The sequence below is a fragment of the Thermoleptolyngbya sichuanensis A183 genome (assembly GCF_013177315.1).
Classification (GTDB): domain Bacteria; phylum Cyanobacteriota; class Cyanobacteriia; order Elainellales; family Elainellaceae; genus Thermoleptolyngbya; species Thermoleptolyngbya sichuanensis.
Genome location: NZ_CP053661.1, coordinates 1006933 through 1026068, shown reverse-complemented (window position 1 = coordinate 1026068; position 19136 = coordinate 1006933). Strand labels below are relative to the sequence as shown.

The window sequence follows — 19136 nt, the reverse complement described above, 5'->3', positions numbered from 1 at the left end:
TAACTTATTTCATCTTTAACGTTTTATGGCGTTTTGGGGCAAATTTGGGCACTGACATACTTGAGACAGCGAACTTACTGCCTTCATCCCCCAACCCCTTCTCCCAAGCGGGGAGAAGGGGAGCCAGACATAGGTTTGAAGCCCCTCTCCCGCTCTGGGAGAGGGATTTAGGGTGAGGGCTGAAATTGCTGCGTGAAGCATACTAGCGCCCAAATTTGGGCACTCAGTCTGGGAGAAATGGTTTTGGGAAGGCCCGGGAAAAGATGGCTAATCGCTTTGCTCGGAGTTTCCGTCTGGGGAGCCAGACTCCGCCGAAGGGTCTGAACAGCCTGGATTGCTAGCGATATAGCCGGTTTCAGCGATCGCATCGGACGGATTCTTCGGCGGGTTCTTCGGCGGGTGGGTTGCGTCTGGAGACTCAGCGGCGGTGGCGCTATGGGAAAGCGTATGGGTAGAAAAGCCGGATGAGCAGACCGCAGGAGCGATCGCCCCCTCTTGGTTTTCTAACAAGTGGCTTTCTTGTTCCCGATGCTCAAATTCAGGATTCGTCCACTGATCCAGCACATCGCGAATGACCACTTCGCGCAGCAAGATGCGGACGATAATCACCAGCGGAATCGCCAGAAACAGACCCAAAAACCCAAAGAAGGACGCAAAGGCAAACTGCGCCAGGAGCGTCACCGCAGGCAGCAGCGACACCTGCTGACCCATCACCACGGGCACCAGGAGAAACTGCTCAAGCTGCTGGATCAGGACGTAGGCAATTAGCACGCCTAGGGCTTTGACGGGGGAATCGATCAGGGCGATCGCCACGGGCGCAATGGTACTCAGCACCGGCCCTAGGTTGGGAATCGCCTCCATCAGCCCCGCCACTAGCGCATTGGCCAGCACCAGCTTTACACCGAGAATTTGCAGCACGATGCCGCTGACGATGGCAATCACCACCATGTTGATCAGCGTTCCAATAATCCAGCCCACCAGATCTTCTTCGCACAGCGTCAGAATCTCGTCGGCGCGGCGGCGATAAAACGACGGCACGAGCCGCAAAAATCCCTGGCGATAGGGGTGGGGGTTGAGCAGCAGCATAATGGTCAGCATCAGCACAAACAGGAAGCTGACACCGACATTAAAGAACCCAGAAAACGCCCGGAAAAAATTATTTGCCAGCCCCGACACAAACGGCTGAAGCTGGTTAAATAGCTCGTTGAAGTTGGGCACTAGTTCGGATGCGCTACCCGGAAGCCGCTCAGTCAGCCAGTCCAACCCCAGCCGAAGCTGGTTCAACCCCTGGGGCACAAGCTCCGTCAGCAGTTGAAACTGATCCAGAAACGGCGGCACGATGATCGCCACAAACAGGGTCATGATTAGCAGCAGACCCACAATGGAGAAAATCGACGCGGCCCCCCGTGGAACGCCATGCTTGCCCATCCAGCGCACTAGCCGATTCAGCGCTGTGGCAAAGACAATGCCGACAAACATCAGCAGCAGCAGTTGCTGAATCGACCAGAGAATATAGATGGCAGCAATCAGGGCCAGCAGACCGATCCATTGTCCAAGTTTCATGGGCTTTATCTAGTCGCCGGATGAAGGGAATTGAGTGCGATCGCAGGTCTCCGCGATTATCTTAAGGGAAACCGCCGGATGGAAACCGCCGAGGCTTGGCTGGCTAGTAGGGCGGTGGTGCTTCGTAGACGTAGGCAGGTTCAGAAGGATAGGGTTCGGGAGCGATCGCCCCTTCGGCTGGTGCATAGTCGGTTCTGGCGGCTTCGTCCCTAGTCGCTTCGCTGTTGGTGGCTTCGGCTTCCTGGGCGCGGCGGCTGCCCAGGATTTCGTCGCGCTGGGCACGCCACTGGGCGATCGCGGCTTGGGCTTCGGCATAGAGGGGGCGATCGCGGGCGATCTGGGCAGCGGTGTCGATGGCTTGCGACAGGCGCACGCGGGCAGCTAGGGCGCGGGCTTCGTCCAGATGCTTGCGGTCTTCGGCAATGCGAACCTCTTCCAGCTTTGCGTTCCAGGTCTGGATGGCAGCCTGCGCTTCGGCATGGAGGGTGCGATTGCGGCCAATCTTCTCTGCCGTGCGGATGGCGCGAGAGAGGTCGCCGCTCTGGGCAATGCGGGTGGCTTCTTCCAAAATGGGGCGATCTTCCAGGGTTTGGATCTGACGGCTCCAGGTGGCGATCGCCTGCTCCGCTTCGGTCCACAGGGCGCGATCGCGGGGAATTTGGCGGGCGGCAGCGATGGCCGCTTGCAGGTCGGCAATGTGTCCTGGCTCGGCCAGGGCTTGTGCCTGCAAAAACTGCGGCATGTCCTGAATCCGCTGGGTTTCCTGCTGCCAGTGGGCGGCTAGAGTTTGCGCCTGGAGACGGCGCGGGCGGTCGGGCGCGATCTGCTGAGCGAGGCGGCTGGCCCAGTCCAACGTCGTGCGCTGGCCCAGGCTGGCCACCAGTCCCGCGGTCTGCAACTGGCGCAGATCTTCGAGAACCGCGTGCTGGGTGTTTAGTTCGGTCTGGGCGATCGCGTAAAAGGTGCTGCTGGCGGGGATCTCGCTGAGGGCGGCGATCGCCTCGCGCACGCTCCAAACCTGGCGCAGCGACGGCAGCCATTGGGTCGCAGGTTCAGCAATCAGCCGCTGGGCATGGGCCAGCCGCAGCAGGTTTTGTCCCTCTCCCGTGAGGTGATTGACCAAATCGGGCGGAACTTGCTGCGCCAGCGCCAGCGCCCCGCTGCGATCGCCCGCCTGCCATTGCCGCAGCGCCAGATCCAGCAGCGCCCCACTCCAAGCTTGCAAATCAGCCTGAGCCGTTTCCCACGCCAGGGTTTGCGGATCGATCTGCTGCACCAGGGCGATCGCCGCCTGGAGGTTGGCAAGAGTTTGGTCGCCCGCCGCCTGCTGCGCCTGGGTCAGCAGCTTGTGCGCCGTCTGCTCTTGCAAAATCTGCCGAGTCAACGCCTCCATGCGGTGCGTCCGCCAGTATTCGCTTTCGACCTGCCCCAACACAGTGACTTGCTCCGCCGCCAGATTCCAGTCCTGGTTCCGCAGCGCCTCCTGCGCTTTGTTCCAAATTGCCTCGCCCTGCTGCCATTGCGCCTGCCACTGGGCGATCGCCGCCTGCGCTTCGGCATAGAGCGGACTATTGGGGGGAATGTGTCGCACAACCGACAGCGCCTCCTGCACACCGCTGCTCTCCAGTCGCGCCTCGGCCGCGTCCAAAATCTGCGCCGACCACTCCGCCAATAGCGACTGCCCTTCTCGATAGAGCGGGTGATCGGCCGGCCAAGCGGCCACCAGATTCACGGCTGCCGTCAGGTCGGCGAGATGTCCCGACTTTGCCGCCTCCCGCGCACAAAAGAGCCGCTCGGCATCGGCCGCCGCAAAGGTGATTTTGGCGCAGTTGGGCGGCTCTGGCAGGCGCGTCAGCCACTCCAGCGACTTAATCCCCAACCCCGCCAGCCCGCAAAACGTCAGCACCCACAGCAGCGACCATGCCAGCGATCGCCCCAATTGCCGATAGCGCTGCCACGCCACAGGACGATTCAGCCATTGCCAAAAGCCGTGGAGCGGCGAAGGCGATCGCCCTCGTCGGGGACGACGCTGGCGCGGCAGACCGGGCGACACCAGAACCGTAGAGCGAGTTTTGGTCGTAGGCGACGTTGCAGAACGAGAAGTGGGGCGAGAAGCGGCCGTTGCTAACGAAGCTTTGCGGGCGCGACGGGCACGCTGTCTGGGGGTGAGCCGACCTGCTGGAACCTGGAACGCACTCGGCAGCAGGCGATCGCCCCCTACCCACTCCTCCACGCGCCCAGTGGGCAGCATCCGCGACTCAGCCCTGTCCTGAAGCGGCTGGCGAACAGTCGAGCGAAAGCCGTTGATGTAAAAAGCGTCTCGATGGGCAGAATCACGCGGTGGTAAGGAGTCTCGCGTCATGAGCAATATCTACAGCGGTATTCAAGAGACGGGACAGCCAGCGACTCGAAATTGGGCGATCGCCCAGGCGGTCGGACGCAGTTGCCAGAGCGCATTGCACACAGAGCATTGCACACAGAGCATTGCGTAGATGGTAGCGAACTCTGGCGACTCCACTGCAAAAAGTTTGCCAGATCGAGGTAACGAAATCGAGGTAACAAAACTGTTACATCTTGAAACCTGACTCCACGATCTGAAATATAAAGAAAACATTAGAAATCGTGGAAACTCTGAGAAAGCCTGTGAATCTAATAAGTGAGCAGACGGGGACAGCGTAATAAAGTCCCTGGACGATAAATCTAGTTGTTAAAGCCAAGAGCGTCGGTTTCCGAGTCATACGGGAGTTGGCGCTCTCTTTTATTGATTTTATTGACCGTTATTGAACGCGGCGTGTGGCTTTCAATCTGCCCTCATCCCCCAGCCCCTTCTTCCAGGTCGGGAGAAGGGGAGCCAGATCTGCGAATTACGGATAGGACTTACGCGGTTGGAGGATTTCTCGCGGGCTGCGCCCGCGAGAAATCCTCCAAAACCCAGAAAATTTAATCGCAAGTGCGTAGGTCATAACGGAATTGAGATTACGGAATAATGTTGTGGGAGAGTTCAGGCATGGAATTCCCGCGATCGCGCTTTCAGCCTTTCTCCATAGAGCTTTTCTTGTTCCCGCAGTTCTCAAACCATGACCCAAACGGTTTCCCAGCCCGGTTCCCAACCCGTTTCCCAGCCTGCAACGCAGACAATTGTGGTGAAAATTGGCACCTCCAGTCTGACGCAGCCTGAAACCGGATATCTGGCGATCGCCACCATTGCCAAGCTGGTCGAGGCGCTGTGTCAACTGCGGCAACAGGGGCATCAGGTGATCCTCGTCTCCTCTGGAGCAGTGGGCGTGGGCTGTGCGCGGCTGCGGATGACAGAACGCCCCCGCACCATCGCCATGAAGCAGGCCGTGGCGGCGGTAGGGCAAGGGCGGCTGATGCGGGTGTATGACGACTTTTTTTCCTCCCTCGATCAGCCCATTGCCCAGGTATTGCTGACCCGCAGCGACCTAGTGCAGCGTAGCCGCTATGTCAATGCCTACCGCACCTTTCGGCAATTGCTGAAGCTGGGCGTGATCCCGATTGTGAACGAAAACGACACGCTGGCCGTCGAGGAACTCAAGTTCGGCGACAACGATACGCTGTCGGCGCTGGTGGCTAGCCTGGTCGAGGCAGACTGGCTGTTTTTGCTGACAGATGTCGATCGGCTCTATTCCGCTGACCCGCGCTATCACCCAGAGGCGCAGCCCATCAGCCTGGTAGACGATATCGCCGCGCTGGCAGAACAGGTGGAGGTGGGCGATCGCGGCACGAACTGGGGCACGGGCGGCATGGTGACGAAAATCTCGGCGGCGAAGATTGCGACAGCGGCGGGCGTGCGGACGGTGATTACCGAAGGGCGATCGCCCGACAATATTGCCCAAATCCTCGCCGGAGCTTCCCTCGGCACTCAGTTCGAGCCAGAAGACCAGCCCTTTAATGCCCGCAAGCGCTGGATCGCCCACGGACTGGTTCCCGCAGGCAAGCTCTATCTAGACAAAGGCGCAGTCAACGCCATTCGGCAGGCAGGGCGATCGCTGCTGGCGGCGGGCATCGCCGAAGTAGAGGGCGAGTTTCAGCCCCAGGACGCAGTGCAGCTCTGTGACCAAAACGGTCAAGAAATCGCCCGTGGCATCGTCAACTACAGCAGCGCCGAACTCCAGCAAATTCGCGGCCGCCACTCCGACGACATTCCCAAAATCCTGGGTTATGCAGGCGCAGAAACCGTGGTGCATCGCGACAACCTGGTGCTGAGTAATTAGCTCGCTCCCTTCCATCTCAAACCGGGAACAAGCTGGCTATCCACAAACACCTCTTCGGTAGTTTGTTTGCGGATCAACCCAAGTAATCTCAAACTGCGAACAATCTGGCTATCCACAAACACTTAGCTATAAGTAGCCGTGTTCTGCCAAAAAAGCAGGCGTGAGCGAATCAGGTAACGCATCTTCTGTTCCCTTAGCATCGAATGGGGTGGCATCTCCCAGCCAGAGAAACTTTTCTACGTACTTGCCCAGGATGTCGCCTTCCAGATTGACGCGATCGCCCGGTTTGAGGTGCTGCAAGTTCGTTTCAGTATAGGTCAGCGGGATCACTGCCACAGTGAACCAACTGCCCGCCGCGTCACAATCGGCCACCGTCAGGCTGATGCCGTTAACCGCGATGCTGCCCTTGGGCACGATGTAGCGGGCCACGCGGCGATCGCGCACCGAAAACCGCATCTCCCAGGAGGTTTCCGTGGGGACAGCGGATTCTAAGTAGCCCGCCCCGTCTACGTGCCCCGTCACAAAATGCCCGCCCAGCTTGCTGCCCACCCGCAGAGAGGCTTCCAGGTTGACCGGAATTTCAACATTCCGCCGCCCCAGCGCTGTGCGGTCGAGCGTTTCCGGCGAAACAGCCGCCACAAAGCCATCCGCCAAACAGCGCATCACCGTCAAGCAAACGCCGTCTACCGCCACGCTGTCCCCCAGTTCCAAATCACGGAGCAGGCGAGCATCGGTGCAGGTGACTTGCACTTCCGTCTCGCTGAGAGCAGACAGGGTTCCGAGCGTTTGAATCAGTCCAGTGAACACAGCAACATCTCCTTAGAAAAGGGACGGGTTAAAAAAGGGACAGGGGGAGCGGGACAGGTCTAGCCAACGGGTCACCCTTGTCAAGCGTTGTGCCGTCTGATCTGCCAGCCTTTATCTGCACGGTCTTAACCTTACATTTTTTGACCTTACATTTTTTGGAAAACCTTCAGCATTGGGGCTGTCGATTCGCCGGTGCTTCAGGGCATACTGGAGTTCAATCCAACCGTTGAGGAGATGACTTTTTCCTGGAAAACCTGGTACGCTTGAACTAAGATAACACTGCAACCCGCCGTTCAGCGACCTCTGGCTCCCTCAAACTGGCGCTGATCTGATGACAACTTTGGTTCCGACTGCTATGAACCCGGCTGTAAGCCCGACTTAAACCCGACTGAACCCAACTCTCAAACCGACTCTCAAACCGACCGGATAGCCCCAAAAGCCAATTGAACTATTGACTTTACGAATTAAGAATTCACGAATTGAGAATTCACGAATTGAACTCATTAGCTGATCTTGTCATACTGGACTGAGGCTAGGATCTGGGAAGTTGCTTCAATGCTGGCGATCGCAAACTGAGTGCTTAAGAACTGAGTGCTTGATTCTCAAGAGCTTAATTCTCAAGATGCGTCATACCATTCTCCCGCAACACTCGAAGGCATCTCAGAAGGCATCTCAAACATTAGAGGTTTTGATCTGGTTTTGACTGGGTTTTGGCTTCTAATTTCGTGTCTCAACGACCCGCCTGATCCCTTGGGCTTGGTGCTAGGCTATATCAAGCTCAAGGGTTTCAAAGCTCCAGTCCCCGCCTTTCCATCCCTTTGCTGAACGGATTCTAGAGGCTAGATGAATGATTGAGATGAAAGTCGCTGGAATTGCCCTAGAGGCAGCCTCCCGCAGCCCCTTGGTGCTGCTGCGAGACGCATCCGAACGACGCCAGCTTCCGATCTATATCGCCCACGATCAGGCTCGCGCCATCATGAGCGCGATCGAGAACCAGACTCCGCCCCGTCCCCTCACCCACGATTTGCTGGTCAACATTCTAGATGAATGCGACCTGATGGTAGAACGGGTCGTGATTCACTCGCTTCAAGACAATACGTTTTACGCGATTTTGACCATTCGCCAGGGCGAGGTGCGAAAGGAAATCGATGCTCGCCCCAGCGATGCCATCGTGATTGCAATCCGCACGCGCAGCCCGATCTGGGTGATGGAGGAGGTGGTGGCGGATGCGTCTTACCCAGTGGACACGGATGCCGACGAAGCAGAGCGTCAGGCTTTCCGCGACTTTCTCTCGAACCTGCGCCCAGAGGATTTCACGCAGCGGGGACAGTCTAAAAGTAGTGAGGGGTAGTTGTGAGGGATAGCCCCGGCTCTCAGAATTTTGGATTTTAGATTTTGGATTTTGGGAGTTTGATGAAAGCGCTGGAGGGTGAGTTGGGCGATCGCCCCTTGCCCTTATTTTTTGCCTCAATCTCTTTGCCCTAATTTTTCTTACCCCAATCTCTTTGCCCTAATTTTTCTACCCTATTCCTTGGCAGGTCGAGTAGATCGCCAGATCCACCAGCCCGCAATGCAAAGCGTAACATTGCCCAGAACGGTCGTCGCTGCCTGCACCGTCACCAGCCACTCCAACTGGGGCGCGTTGTCGAAAAAGTGCCAGGTGCAGGCACACATGGCGCTAATCAGCACGGGCAACATTCCCCAGGAGAGCGATCGCCATGCGGGCTGCTGCGACACGTCAGCATAGACCCAGACCAGCCAGATGGCGGCGATCCATTCCACCACGCTCGAAATGTGAATGATCCAGGTGGGAATTGAGAGGGCGTGCATAGGCAGAACCGGGGACAACTCGTGGCATGATTTTTGGGGGAACAGAAGGGAAGAAGGAAGAAGGAAGAAAGAAGAAGGAAGAGGGAAGAACGAAAAAAGGAAGAGGGGAAGTTCAAGGTTTAGTATAAACAATCCATGCGGGCGGTTTTGTGTGGCTACTATGGCAAGGGAAATGGCGGCGACGAGGCGCTGTTGGCGGCGCTGCTGCAAATGCTGCCGCCCCAGGTAACGCCGCTGGTGCTGTCGGGCAATCCGGCGGAGACGGCGACTCGGTTTGGGGTGGAGGTGTGCGATCGCATGAATGCTGCACAAGTTCTGCAAGCACTCCGTCGGTCGGATGCCTTTATCTGGGGCGGCGGCAGCCTCATGCAAGACGCGACCAGCGCCGTGAATCCCTGGTATTATGGCGGGCTGATGCTGACGGCCCAGCGCATGGGGCTAAAAACCATTGCCTGGGCCCAAGGCGTGGGGCCGCTGCACCGTGCTGCCAGTCGGTGGCTGGCTCGGCAAGCGTTTGTCGGGTGTCAGGGAGTGAGTGTGCGCGATCGCCCCTCTGCGGAACTGCTCACCGCCTGGGGGGTTCCTGTGACGCTGGCTCCTGACCCCGTGTGGGCATTACAGGGTCGTCCGGTGCCGGGGCTGTGGGATTTGCCCGCGCCGCGAGTGGCCGTGGCCCTGCGGCCCCACGCCGCATTGACCGAGGCTCGGCTGCACACCCTCGGCCGGGCCCTGGCCATGTTTCAGCAGGCGACCCAAACCCATGTGCTGCTGGTTCCCTTCCAGCCCGTGCAGGATGGGGCGATCGCCCAAACGCTGCACAGCCACCTGCCCGACCACAGCACCGTTCTAACGCTCACCGATCCGCTCCAGCTTGCTGGATTGTTTCAGGGAGTGGAACTGGCGATCGCTATGCGTCTGCACGGGCTGATTATGGCCGCTGCCCATCAGTGCCGCTGCTTTGCCATCAGCTATGACCCCAAGGTGAGCCGCCTGATGGACGAATATCAGCTTCCTGGCTGGGAACTGGATCACCTGCCCGACGATGCCACCGCCATCAGCCGCACCTGGATCGACCTCTACGCCAACGGAGACGGGCTATCGACCGACCAACTCGCCGCCATTGGCGATCGCGCTGCTATCCACCGCGACCTGCTCGCCCAACTCCTCTGATATCCAAGCCTCGATTGCCGCCATTGGCGATCGCGCTGCCATCCACCGCGACCTGCTCGCCCAACTCCTCCGACATCCAAGTCTCGACTTTAGATTTGCGATTTTGGATTTGCGACTTTTGATTTGCGGCTTTAGATGTTGAACCAACCTCCCAATCCAAATCTTCCCTCTTCCCTCTTCGTTCTTCCCTGTTCGTTCTTCGTCCTTCGTTCTTCGTTCTTCCCTCTTCCCTCTTCACCCGCCCCCCCAAACCTGCCACACCAGCCCCAGCAGCCCACCAATAATCGTGGGAAACTCTGGCCCCAGCACCCGTGCCGTCAGCGCGTAGGGCACCGTGAAGGCCAGCCCCGCAAACAGCGCAAATTTCCACGCCGCCAACCCCTGACGAATCGAGGGGCGATCGCCAAAAAAGACCGTCAGCATGACGCAGAGAATCAGCGGAATGAACGTGCCCACGATGCCATGCAGCATCCCTGCCACGGTTCCAATGGCCTTGAGGTATTGGGCGTAGCTCAGGCCCAGCGCGTCCACCTGGGTCTGCACCGCGTCCACCCCCGCCAGCCCCGCGTCGATGCCGATCAGCACGGGCGTACCCACTGCGCCAAAGGTGGAGGGCGTACTCTGGATAATCAGCGCCGCCAGCACCGCCGCCATTGCCGGAAAGCCAATGGCCACCAGCAGCGGCACGCAGATTACCGCAGGCGTGCCAAAGCCCGATGCCCCCTCGATAAAGCTGCCAAAGAGCCACGCAATGATAATCACCTGCACCCGGCGATCGCCCGAAATCGACAGCAGGCTCCGCCGAATCGCCTGAATCGCGCCCGATGCCTGCAACGTGTTCAGCAGCAGCACCGCCCCAAACACGATGTAAAGAATTTCCAGCGCAATGAACAAGCCCTGGATGCTAGAAGCTGCCACCCAAACTGGTGGAACGCGCCAGATCCAGAGGGCGATCGCCACCGTGACTAGATAGGCAATCGGCATGGCCCGTCCCGCAGGCAGCCGCGCCCCCAGCAGCAGCACAAACACCGTCAAAATCGGCAGCGCCGCGATTAAAAAATACAGCACAAGCTCTCAGAATACGAACGTTGGATATTTTTCTAGAGCATGTTCCGCTACTTGTCTAGGAACTGCGATACAGGCCCGCGCCAAACTCCCTGGAACTAATCCGTTTTGCCCAGTCAGGCGTTTAGAGGGTGTTTGAAAAGGTATCGCCTGTAATGTTAAGCACTCAGAGATCCCCCCTAGCCCCCCAAAAAGGGGGGAAACCGCCTTAAAGTCCCCCTTGTCTACAACCCAGCAGCCTTCAGGCGTGAGCCAGATCTTAAAAAGGGGGGGAAACCGCCTTAAAGTCCCCCTTTTGAAGGGGGATTTAGGAGGATCTTGCACGCTTTGCTACAAACAGTAGGACTTTTCAAACATCCTCTTAGAGATGGACAGTAGGAATGACGGTGGGAATGACAGGGGGAATATCGTTAGCTTTAGCTGGTTCAGCTTGCAAACCTGAAACCTGAAAAGACGCTTATTCGGGCGGCAACTCGCCAAAGCGATCGCGGTATCGAGCCAGCAGGGCTTCGGCAGCTTCCCGCTGCTGCTGTTCTGCCAGTCGCTGCTGCTGTTCTGCTAGGGCCGATTCTTCTGGCGTGGGGACGAGTTGCCCCGCAGGTGTCAGGAATCGGAGTTGCCCCGCCACCACGCCCAACCAGAGTTGCAACTGCTGGCTCCACAAGTGTCCCTGATCATTGGGCGACAACGCTTGATAGACTCCATCCAACAGATGAAAGCCCTGAAACTCCTGCGTGGTCGGGTCAAACCAGAAGTAGTCTGGCGTGCGGAAGGTGTCTTGATAGATTTGCTTTTTGAGGCCCCGGTCGGTGCTGGCGGTAGATGGCGACAAAAGTTCGATAATGACATTGGGGTACTTGCCGTCTTCTTCCCAAACGACCCAGCTTTTGCGGGGACGCTTCTCTGTGTTGAGGACGACGAAGAAATCAGGCCCACGAAAATCCTTCGATTTACTCTGGTTTGGGCTGTAGTAGATCGTGAGATTACCGGAGACGTAGAAATCCTGGCGATCGCGCCAAAACCAGTCCAAGCATTTGATTAGCAGCAGCATTTGCTGCAAGTGAAAATCGGTTTCCAAGGGAGGCTCGTCGCTGTAGAGGTCGCCGGGAGGAAAGGTCACGCCATCCAACTGCGCCTGCTCGAAGAAATCGAGAGCAGCTTCGGGCGCAGAGGGAGTCGCAGGAGTCGTCGGAACCGACATGGGAATCTATATCTTGCCAGTGCGTTTTGCTCTAGTGTAGCGGAGAAGATTTGCCGAGATGAGCCGAGAAGACGCGCCGAGAAGACGCGCCGAGAAGATGCGCCGGGAGGATCGCCCCCCTTCCGCCATCAAGCCGCTAGTCTAGGTTAAAGGGGGTGCTAGATTAGCTCCGTTGCGCCTGACCTCTATCATTCTGTTATTTCCCTGCTCCAGCCCTCTGTCACTCGGTCTTTTCTGTGTCTACACCCGAAGCGCTCCGCCAGTTGCTCAATGCCGTTGCCCAGGGCAAAGTCAGCCCTGACACGGCGCTCGAAAAGCTGAAATATTTTGACTTTGAACCCGTCGAAGAGTTTGCCAAAATCGACCACCATCGGGCGCTGCGGACGGGCTTCCCTGAAGCCATCTGGGGCCCCGGCAAAACGCCGGAGCAGATCGCCCAGATCATGCAGACCATGCGCCAGCGCAGCCGGGTGGTGATGGCGACGCGCATCGAGCCAGCCGTGTATGACCAGGTGCGATCGCTCGTTCCAGACGCAGTGTATTACCCAATGGCGCGGATCTGTGCGATCGCCCCCCTCACGCTCACACCTGTCCATCCCGGCACAATCACGCTGCTATCGGCAGGTACAGCAGATTTGCCAGTGGCAGAAGAAGCAGCGATTACGGCAGAACTCGCTGGATTCCAGGTACAGCGGCTCTGGGACGTGGGCGTGGCGGGCATCCACCGCCTGCTAAACAATCGCCATTTTGTGCAAACGGCGGACGTGCTGATCGTCGTGGCGGGCATGGAGGGGGCACTGCCTAGCGTCGTAGCGGGTCTGGCGGATTGTCCCGTGATTGCCGTGCCCACCAGCGTCGGCTACGGTGCCAGCTTCGACGGGCTGGCGGCCCTGCTGACCATGCTCAACTCCTGTGCGGCAGGCATCGGCGTGGTGAACATTGACAACGGCTTTGGGGCCGCGGTGTTGGCGGGGCAAATCCTGCGAACCGCATCACGGATTACAGTTGAATCCACCCCCCCCAAAGGAGTACCCTAACTAAGTCATCTCCAAGTGCTGCTATGTCTGCTACACCCTGTCATATTCTGATCGAGGGCAGCCCGATTGTCATCTACGCCAGCCGGAATGGCACGCCTGAGCGCCTTCTGCCGATTTTGAATCCGTTTCTAGACACCTTTTGGCAGGAGCGGGGGCTGGTGGGCGAACAGGGTGACACGCCCGCCTGTTTGGCCGCGCAGGTGATTGTGCGGCTGGGGTTTGAGTTTTGTGAGGACGATTTCTCAAACCTGAAGGCCAGCACCGAGTTCGACCCGACGGTGCAATATCTATACGAAATTCGGGGCGATCGCACGCTTCACATCTGGGTCGCCGATGAAGCCTATCGACAGCAGCCCCAACTCGGATTAGCGGGCTGTCGGGAACTCGTCGAGCAGGCTGCGCCACAGGCCTGAAACGGGTTGCGACGAAGGTTCGCGCCTATAGCTCGTCCAACTCAGCCAGCGCCGCTTCGGACAGTTCCGTAATTTCCTCTGGGGTCAGCGAGTCATCGTCTGCCATCAGGTCTGAAAGCACCTGTTCCATCTGCTCTAGGTCTTCTGTTGCATCCATGCTGTGCTTGATCTGGGAAAACACGCGATAAGCGTCAAGGGTTGCCGGATTAATCTCTTTCTGTCGCCCGCTGCTCTTACTGCTCATGTCTACTAGGTTAAATTCGATATTTTCAGCGTAGATCGCCATCGTAATATCGAAAATCTCGAAAAAGTTGATGACCCAGCGGCACTCGTCCTCTGGATAGGCTTTATAAAACTGCACCAGGTCCGCGATGCGGGCTTCTAGATGGGTGCGGGCATAGGGGCAAATCAGCACCAGCTTCAGCAGCACAATCACCAGCGTCAGCGGGTTGCCGTCCATCAGCAGTTGCACGAACAAAGGGGATGGGTCTTGCTGATTTTCGGTGGTTAGGTGGCTGACAATGCGGTTCACGGTTCGCAGCAGCAGCGCGTCGTCGAGCGGCTTGTCATGGTGGATGACGTAGAGGGCATCCAGCTTTTCGGCAACCTGTGCGTTGAGCGATCGCGCTTGTTCCTGGGAGGCCGACGAAAACACCAGGTATTTTTTCAGGCTCTCTTTGAACTCCTGATAGCGGAGTCCCCGCGTTTGGTTCAGAAAAATATGTGCCAGGTTAGCGTAGCTAAAGTTGCCCCGCTTCGCCACGATCATTTTCACCAAGCGCAGCACGTCGTCACCCATAATGGTGGGGTTTTTGGGCTTCAGCGCGGGAACGGTGTTGCTCTGCGATCGCGCTGTGTACATCGCCAGTTCAAACTTAAACCGTTCCTTAAGCTGCTTAGAAAGGGTGCGGGCGGCGTTGCGCTGTTCGATGGGGTTGTTCAGGTCGATGTATTGCGGCACCAGCAGGTAAGACGTGTAGCGGTCTGACCAGTGCTTGCGCTGATCGTCGTAGCGCGAGGCAAATAGCTTTAGCTCCTGGAAATCCTCACTTTCTACAAAATTCTTCAGCCAGCCGCGCAGCCGCCGCAGCGTGGGCGACATGGTGGGCTTGTCGAGAATGGGGTCATAGAAAAGCTGCACCAGCCCCCGAATCGAGTCGTGGCTGCGGCTGAGATCCCAGTTGTTGATGAGAATGTAGCAGGAACGCTTGAGCGTGTTACGAAACTCGGTTTCTTGGTTGGCAAAGACAATTTCGTAGAGCGAGGGGAGCGTATGGGAGCTAATGGTGTTGACGTGGTGAATGAAGAGATGCCGAAATTCTGCTAGCACCTCCTCCGGCGACCACTCCTTCACTATTTCCAGCAGGTAGTTGTAGATAACCTCCTGCGCTTTTGGAATGTTCCGCTGAAAACGATTGGCTCGTCCTCGTGGCTGCGGTTGATAGCCCTCGTTCAGTTTTTCCACAACCATCTAAAATGCTCAGTTGAAACTAGAAACTGCGGTCGGCGGGTCTGGATTTTCAAAATTGAGCGGCGATCGCCCCGATGGGCAAGGCGCGGCTTGGCGCACGGGCTAGCAGGCTGTCTACTTCATGGGAGGAATACAAGAGAAGGAGTGCAGTTTACGAACGATGCCACAAGAGTCACCCGTTGTGGTGAGCAATTCAGGGGAGTAGCGCGATCGCTGTTCGGTCGCGCTGGCGCTGTCTGAACCGAGGGATAGCTCCTCTCAGGAGGGCGATTCAGGAGGGCGATCGCCAGTCGTCTCGGTTACTAGGATCACTCCCCCTTCACCAGCCATAGTTTGCCAGAATTGCCAGAGTTGCCAGAATTTATTGGCAGCTCGCGGCTCCCTATGCAGCGCTCCCCTCCATGCAATGCCCCCTCTATGCAATGCCCCCTCTATGCAATGCCCCCTCTATGCAATGCCCCCTCTATGCAATGCCCCTCCATTCAAAGCCCTTCTGATACCCTGATACAACGCTTCCTCTTTTTCCCTGATGCTTCACAATTGAACTGCTCTGGTCACACGCCAGACAGCCCATAGATACAGCATTAATGGTCTGGGAGAAATGGTCTGGGAAAATTTTGCAGAGAGCCTTGCAATGGCTGGAGGTCATGCAAGGCTCCAATTATAGCGAGCGGCCCGAGGGGGCTGATACTGGGCGATTGAGGGAATCAGGCAAAAATGATAGAGCTTTGCATACTCTTTACAGAGTTTAACCTGGATCACTCACTGAGGGGTTCCGCCCATTGTTCTATTTGTCGTGCGATGTTTTACTGTCTTTTGCTTTCTTTTGCGTTCTTGTAAGGATTGCCATGCCTGCGCCAGTCTAAATGCTTCTGAATTTGACAGTTTTTGATACGGCTCACCAATCTATCTATTAGTAAATCACCCACCAGGGAATCGTCCGAAAGTTTGGTTTATTTGGTTTATAAACCTATTCGACTGGTTTTTATTTGAATTCAAGCCACTATGAATGTTTCCGATTACACTCCGTCGCTGGTGGGCGATTCCCGTAGGGATCGCTTCGCGAATCGCCTGCGTCGGCAAACCCAGCGCGACTGCCTGGGGGACTGGTGTGCCACAGCAGGCGACCCAAGCCATGCCCTCGACCCTGCAACCTGGACGGACTGGGGCAAGATTCCGCTGAATGCCAAGGGACATCTTCCCTGGACGAAAGGACGGCAGGTGTTGTGGCTGGCGCAGGAAATCGTCGTGCCCGATGCGCTAGAGGCATATCCACTGACAGGGCTGACACTGCGCCTGGCGCTGACCTGGTGGGCAGAGGACGCGCAGATTTTTGTAGATGGGCAGTTGGTGCAGGCGGGCGATCTGTTTGACTGCTCGGCGCGGGTCGTGCTGCGGGAGCAGGTGCTGCCAGGAGAGCGGATTCCGGTGGCGCTGCGGCTGGTCAGTCCGGGGCATGACGACGGGGCCCTAGTGCGATCGCACTGTATTTACGAGCGCCCCCAGTATGGACTGGAGCCTTGCCCAGAGCCGGGATTTGTGGCAGACGAGCTGGATGTCGTGCAGCACTACGTCGAAACCTTTGCACCAGCGCAGCTAGGAGACCTGGCGGCCGCCGTAGCCCCGCTCGACTGGAGCCAGCTTGCCAACCGAGCCGCCTTTGACCAAGCGCTCTGCGACCTGCGGCAGCGCCTGTTGCCCTTTGGCGAGTGGATTCGGCAGCGGCAGATTTCCCTGTTGGGACACGCGCACCTGGATCTGGCCTGGCTGTGGCCCGTGGCGGAAACCTGGGACGCGGCCGAGCGCACGTTCAAGTCGGTGTTGAGTCTCCAGGCGGAGTTTCCAGACCTGATCTTTACCCACTCTTCGCCCGCGCTCTATGCCTGGATGGAAACGAACCGTCCGGCACTGTTTGAGGCAATTCGGGCGCAGGTGGCGGCAGGGCGCTGGGAGGTGGCCGCTGGGCTGTGGGTGGAGCCGGAATTGAACCTGATCAGCGCCGAGTCGATCGCCCGCCAGATTCTCTACGGCCAGCGCTATGTGCAGGAAACATTTGGGCGCATCAGCGCGATCGCCTGGCTGCCCGACACCTTTGGCTTTTGCTGGCAATTGCCCCAGTTCTTGCGCCAGGGCGGTGTGGAATTCTTCGTTACGCAAAAGCTCCGCTGGAACGACACCAACGAATTTCCCCACGAAGCCTTTTGGTGGGAAGGGCCCGACGGCAGCCGCATTTTTAGCCTGCACTCTGCCCCCATCGGCGAAGGCTTCGACCCACTCAAGATGGCCCGCTACGCCACCCAGTTCGAGCAAAAAACGGGCTATCCCCATGCCCTCTGGCTGATTGGCGTGGGCGACCACGGCGGCGGCCCTACCCGCGATATGCTGCACCTGGCCCAGCGCTGGGGGCGATCGCCCTTCTTCCCGCGCCTCCAGTTTTCCACGGCACAATCCTACCTAGAAGCGCTGCGGGAATGGGATGATCCCAGTGTCAACGTCAACCCCCCAACGCCCCAACCCCCCTGCTGGCAGACCGATCTCTACCTCGAATTCCATCGGGGCTGCTACACCACCCATGCCGACCAAAAACGGTGGAACCGCTGCTGTGAGGCGCTGCTCTCCGAAGCGGAACTGTGGTCAGCCATGACGACGCTGGCCCTAGGACTGCCCTACCCTGCAACAGCCCTGGAAACTGCGTGGAAAAAGGTGCTGTTTAACCAGTTTCACGATATTTTGCCGGGATCGGCGATTCCTGATGTGTACGCAGAGGCCAATCGAGAGTGGGCGGCGGCGGCAGAATGCGCCAAAGACGCGATTGATGCAGCGCTGGGGGCGATCGCCCGTTACATTGCCCTACCGCCCGCGCCCCATTCCCAGGCCAGGGCGGTGCTGGTGTTTAACCCGCTAAACTGGTCACGCTCGGCGGTGGTGCGAGTGGGGGGGGAAGAACGAAGAACGAAAAACGAAAAACGAAAAATGGAGGGTCAAGAACATCGAAAATCGAAAATCGAAAATCGAAAATTGAACTGGGAGGTTCGCGGGCTGGACGGACGGGCGATCGCTGCTCAGTGGGTGCTGGAGGCGGATGACGACGAGCATTGGGAGATTGCGTTTCGGGCCGAAGCCGTTTCTGCGCTGGGCTATGCCTGCTTCTGGCTGTGCCCAGTTGAGGGGGACTCTTTGGCTGCGGAGCCGCTCCAGCCGACGGCTTCCTTCGTTCTGGAAAATGAGTTTCTGCGGGTGGCAGTTGACCCGGCTACGGGCAATCTGGCTAGCGTGTTCGATAAGGCGCAGCAGCGGGAGGTGCTGGCGGGGCCGGGCAATCAGCTTCAGGCGTTTCAAGATGGTGGGCAATATTGGGATGCGTGGAATATCGACCCAGCCTACGAAAGCTATCCCTTGCCGCCGCCGCAGCTTGAGGCGATTCGCTGGGTGAACAATGGGGCGATCGCCCAGACAGTGGAGATCGTGCGATCGCTCGGTCGGTCTACATTTCGCCAGCGCTACGAGTTGCAAACCGGGTCGCCACTGCTGCAAATCCGTACCTGGGTCGATTGGCAAGAGCGACACGTCCTGGTGAAAGCGGCGTTTCCGCTAAACCTAACGGCCGATTTCCTGACCTGCGAAATTCCAGGGGGCGTGATCCAGCGACCCACCCAGCCGAAGAATTCTGTCGAGGCGGCTCAGTGGGAAGTGCCTGCCCTGCGCTGGGCCGACCTGACCAGTTCCGATGCGTCGGAGGCCGTTCCCTATGGCGTGAGCCTGCTCAACGACAGCAAGCATGGCTACGACAGTCGCCCTAGCCAAATTCGCCTAACGCTGCTGCGCGGCGCAGCGTGGCCGAACCCCGCTGCCGATTTGGGGCATCATGAATTCACCTACGCGCTGTATCCCCACGCCGGCTGCTGGCAGGCGGCAGAAACGGTGCAGCACGGCTACGAGCAAAACCAGCCTTTGCGGGTGCGCGTCGTTGACCCGGCAACCGCCACGCCTTCCCAGGCTGCATTGCCGCCTGTGGGTTCGCTGCTCCACCTCGACGCTGGCTCAGCCGTGGTGAGCGCCCTCAAGCCTGCTGAAGACGGCTCCGGAGACTGGATTATGCGGTGCTACGAGTCGCAGGGAGCGTCAGGAGAAATTCGCTTTTTAGGAGGTGGCTCTCCAGGAGGTGGCTCTCCAGAACAACGGGCGATCGCCCAGGTGGTTCGCGCCGTCCCCACAAATCTGCTAGAAAATGCCAATCTGCTAGCAGATGCCAATGCCGTAGAGAATGAAAGAGGGGCGATCGCCCTCCAGCCGTGGCAGGTTCTTACCCTCCGCCTGACGCTCCAGCCTGCGCCCAAGCCTTAG

At 58.2% G+C, this 19136-nt stretch carries 13 protein-coding genes and 1 pseudogene; 7 read left to right on the top strand and 7 right to left on the bottom strand.

Translation table 11 applies throughout. The features are described from left to right. Positions 1-267 precede the first annotated feature (267 nt). Both HPC62_RS04445 and HPC62_RS04440 read right to left on the bottom strand, forming a co-directional pair. Positions 268-1563: an AI-2E family transporter gene (locus HPC62_RS04445; RefSeq protein ID WP_172353932.1), complete on the bottom strand. Its 1296-nt coding sequence runs from the start codon at positions 1561-1563 to the stop codon at positions 268-270. 103 nt (positions 1564-1666) lie between these two features. Further along, on the bottom strand, positions 1667-3925 hold the full coding sequence (locus HPC62_RS04440; protein WP_172353931.1) for a hypothetical protein: 2259 nt from the start codon (positions 3923-3925) through the stop codon (positions 1667-1669). On the opposite strand from HPC62_RS04440, the gene HPC62_RS23825 reads away from it, so the two are divergent. Beyond that, positions 3924-4055, top strand: a complete 132-nt coding sequence (locus tag HPC62_RS23825; RefSeq protein WP_255548857.1) for a hypothetical protein — start codon at positions 3924-3926, stop codon at positions 4053-4055. The two genes, HPC62_RS04440 and HPC62_RS23825, sit on opposite strands and share 2 nt — an antisense overlap. A 585-nt stretch (positions 4056-4640) precedes the next feature. Beyond that, on the top strand, positions 4641-5798 hold the full coding sequence (gene proB / locus HPC62_RS04435) for a glutamate 5-kinase (RefSeq protein WP_172353930.1): 1158 nt from the start codon (positions 4641-4643) through the stop codon (positions 5796-5798). A 126-nt stretch (positions 5799-5924) separates the two neighbouring features. Here proB and HPC62_RS04430 read toward each other — a convergent pair whose 3' ends face one another. Continuing rightward, entirely contained in the window at positions 5925-6605 is a 681-nt protein-coding gene (locus tag HPC62_RS04430) for a riboflavin synthase (RefSeq protein WP_172353929.1), read from the bottom strand. Between the two features lie 847 nt (positions 6606-7452). On the opposite strand from HPC62_RS04430, the gene HPC62_RS04425 reads away from it, so the two are divergent. After that, the gene (locus HPC62_RS04425; protein WP_172353928.1) at positions 7453-7956 is read left to right on the top strand and encodes a bifunctional nuclease family protein; all 504 of its coding nucleotides are present in this window, start codon (positions 7453-7455) and stop codon (positions 7954-7956) included. Positions 7957-8129: 173 nt separating this feature from the next. On the opposite strand, the gene HPC62_RS04420 is transcribed toward HPC62_RS04425, so the two are convergent. After that, positions 8130-8435 (bottom strand): DUF2499 domain-containing protein, encoded by a 306-nt coding sequence (locus HPC62_RS04420; RefSeq protein WP_172353927.1) that lies wholly within the window; start codon positions 8433-8435, stop codon positions 8130-8132. 135 nt (positions 8436-8570) lie between these two features. On the opposite strand from HPC62_RS04420, the gene csaB reads away from it, so the two are divergent. Then, a complete protein-coding gene (gene csaB / locus HPC62_RS04415) occupies positions 8571-9605 on the top strand; it encodes a polysaccharide pyruvyl transferase CsaB (protein ID WP_172353926.1) in 1035 nt (344 codons plus the stop codon). Positions 9606-9866: 261 nt separating this feature from the next. Here the strand turns inward: csaB and HPC62_RS04410 are convergent. After that, positions 9867-10673: pseudogene (locus HPC62_RS04410) on the bottom strand (L-lactate permease); the annotation flags it as partial. A 454-nt stretch (positions 10674-11127) separates the two neighbouring features. After that, positions 11128-11871, bottom strand: coding sequence for a Uma2 family endonuclease (locus tag HPC62_RS04405; protein WP_172353924.1), 744 nt, complete (start codon positions 11869-11871; stop codon positions 11128-11130). Between the two features lie 236 nt (positions 11872-12107). Here HPC62_RS04405 and larB point away from each other — a divergent pair, with 236 nt between their 5' ends. After that, the gene (larB, locus tag HPC62_RS04400) at positions 12108-12908 is read left to right on the top strand and encodes a nickel pincer cofactor biosynthesis protein LarB (protein WP_172353923.1); all 801 of its coding nucleotides are present in this window, start codon (positions 12108-12110) and stop codon (positions 12906-12908) included. A 23-nt stretch (positions 12909-12931) separates the two neighbouring features. Continuing rightward, entirely contained in the window at positions 12932-13321 is a 390-nt protein-coding gene (locus HPC62_RS04395; protein WP_172353922.1) for a histidine kinase, read from the top strand. A 25-nt stretch (positions 13322-13346) separates the two neighbouring features. Here HPC62_RS04395 and HPC62_RS04390 read toward each other — a convergent pair whose 3' ends face one another. Continuing rightward, positions 13347-14792, bottom strand: a complete 1446-nt coding sequence (locus HPC62_RS04390) for a hypothetical protein (RefSeq protein ID WP_225910606.1) — start codon at positions 14790-14792, stop codon at positions 13347-13349. Positions 14793-15797: 1005 nt separating this feature from the next. On the opposite strand from HPC62_RS04390, the gene HPC62_RS04385 reads away from it, so the two are divergent. Next, positions 15798-19136 (top strand): alpha-mannosidase, encoded by a 3339-nt coding sequence (locus HPC62_RS04385; protein ID WP_172353921.1) that lies wholly within the window; start codon positions 15798-15800, stop codon positions 19134-19136.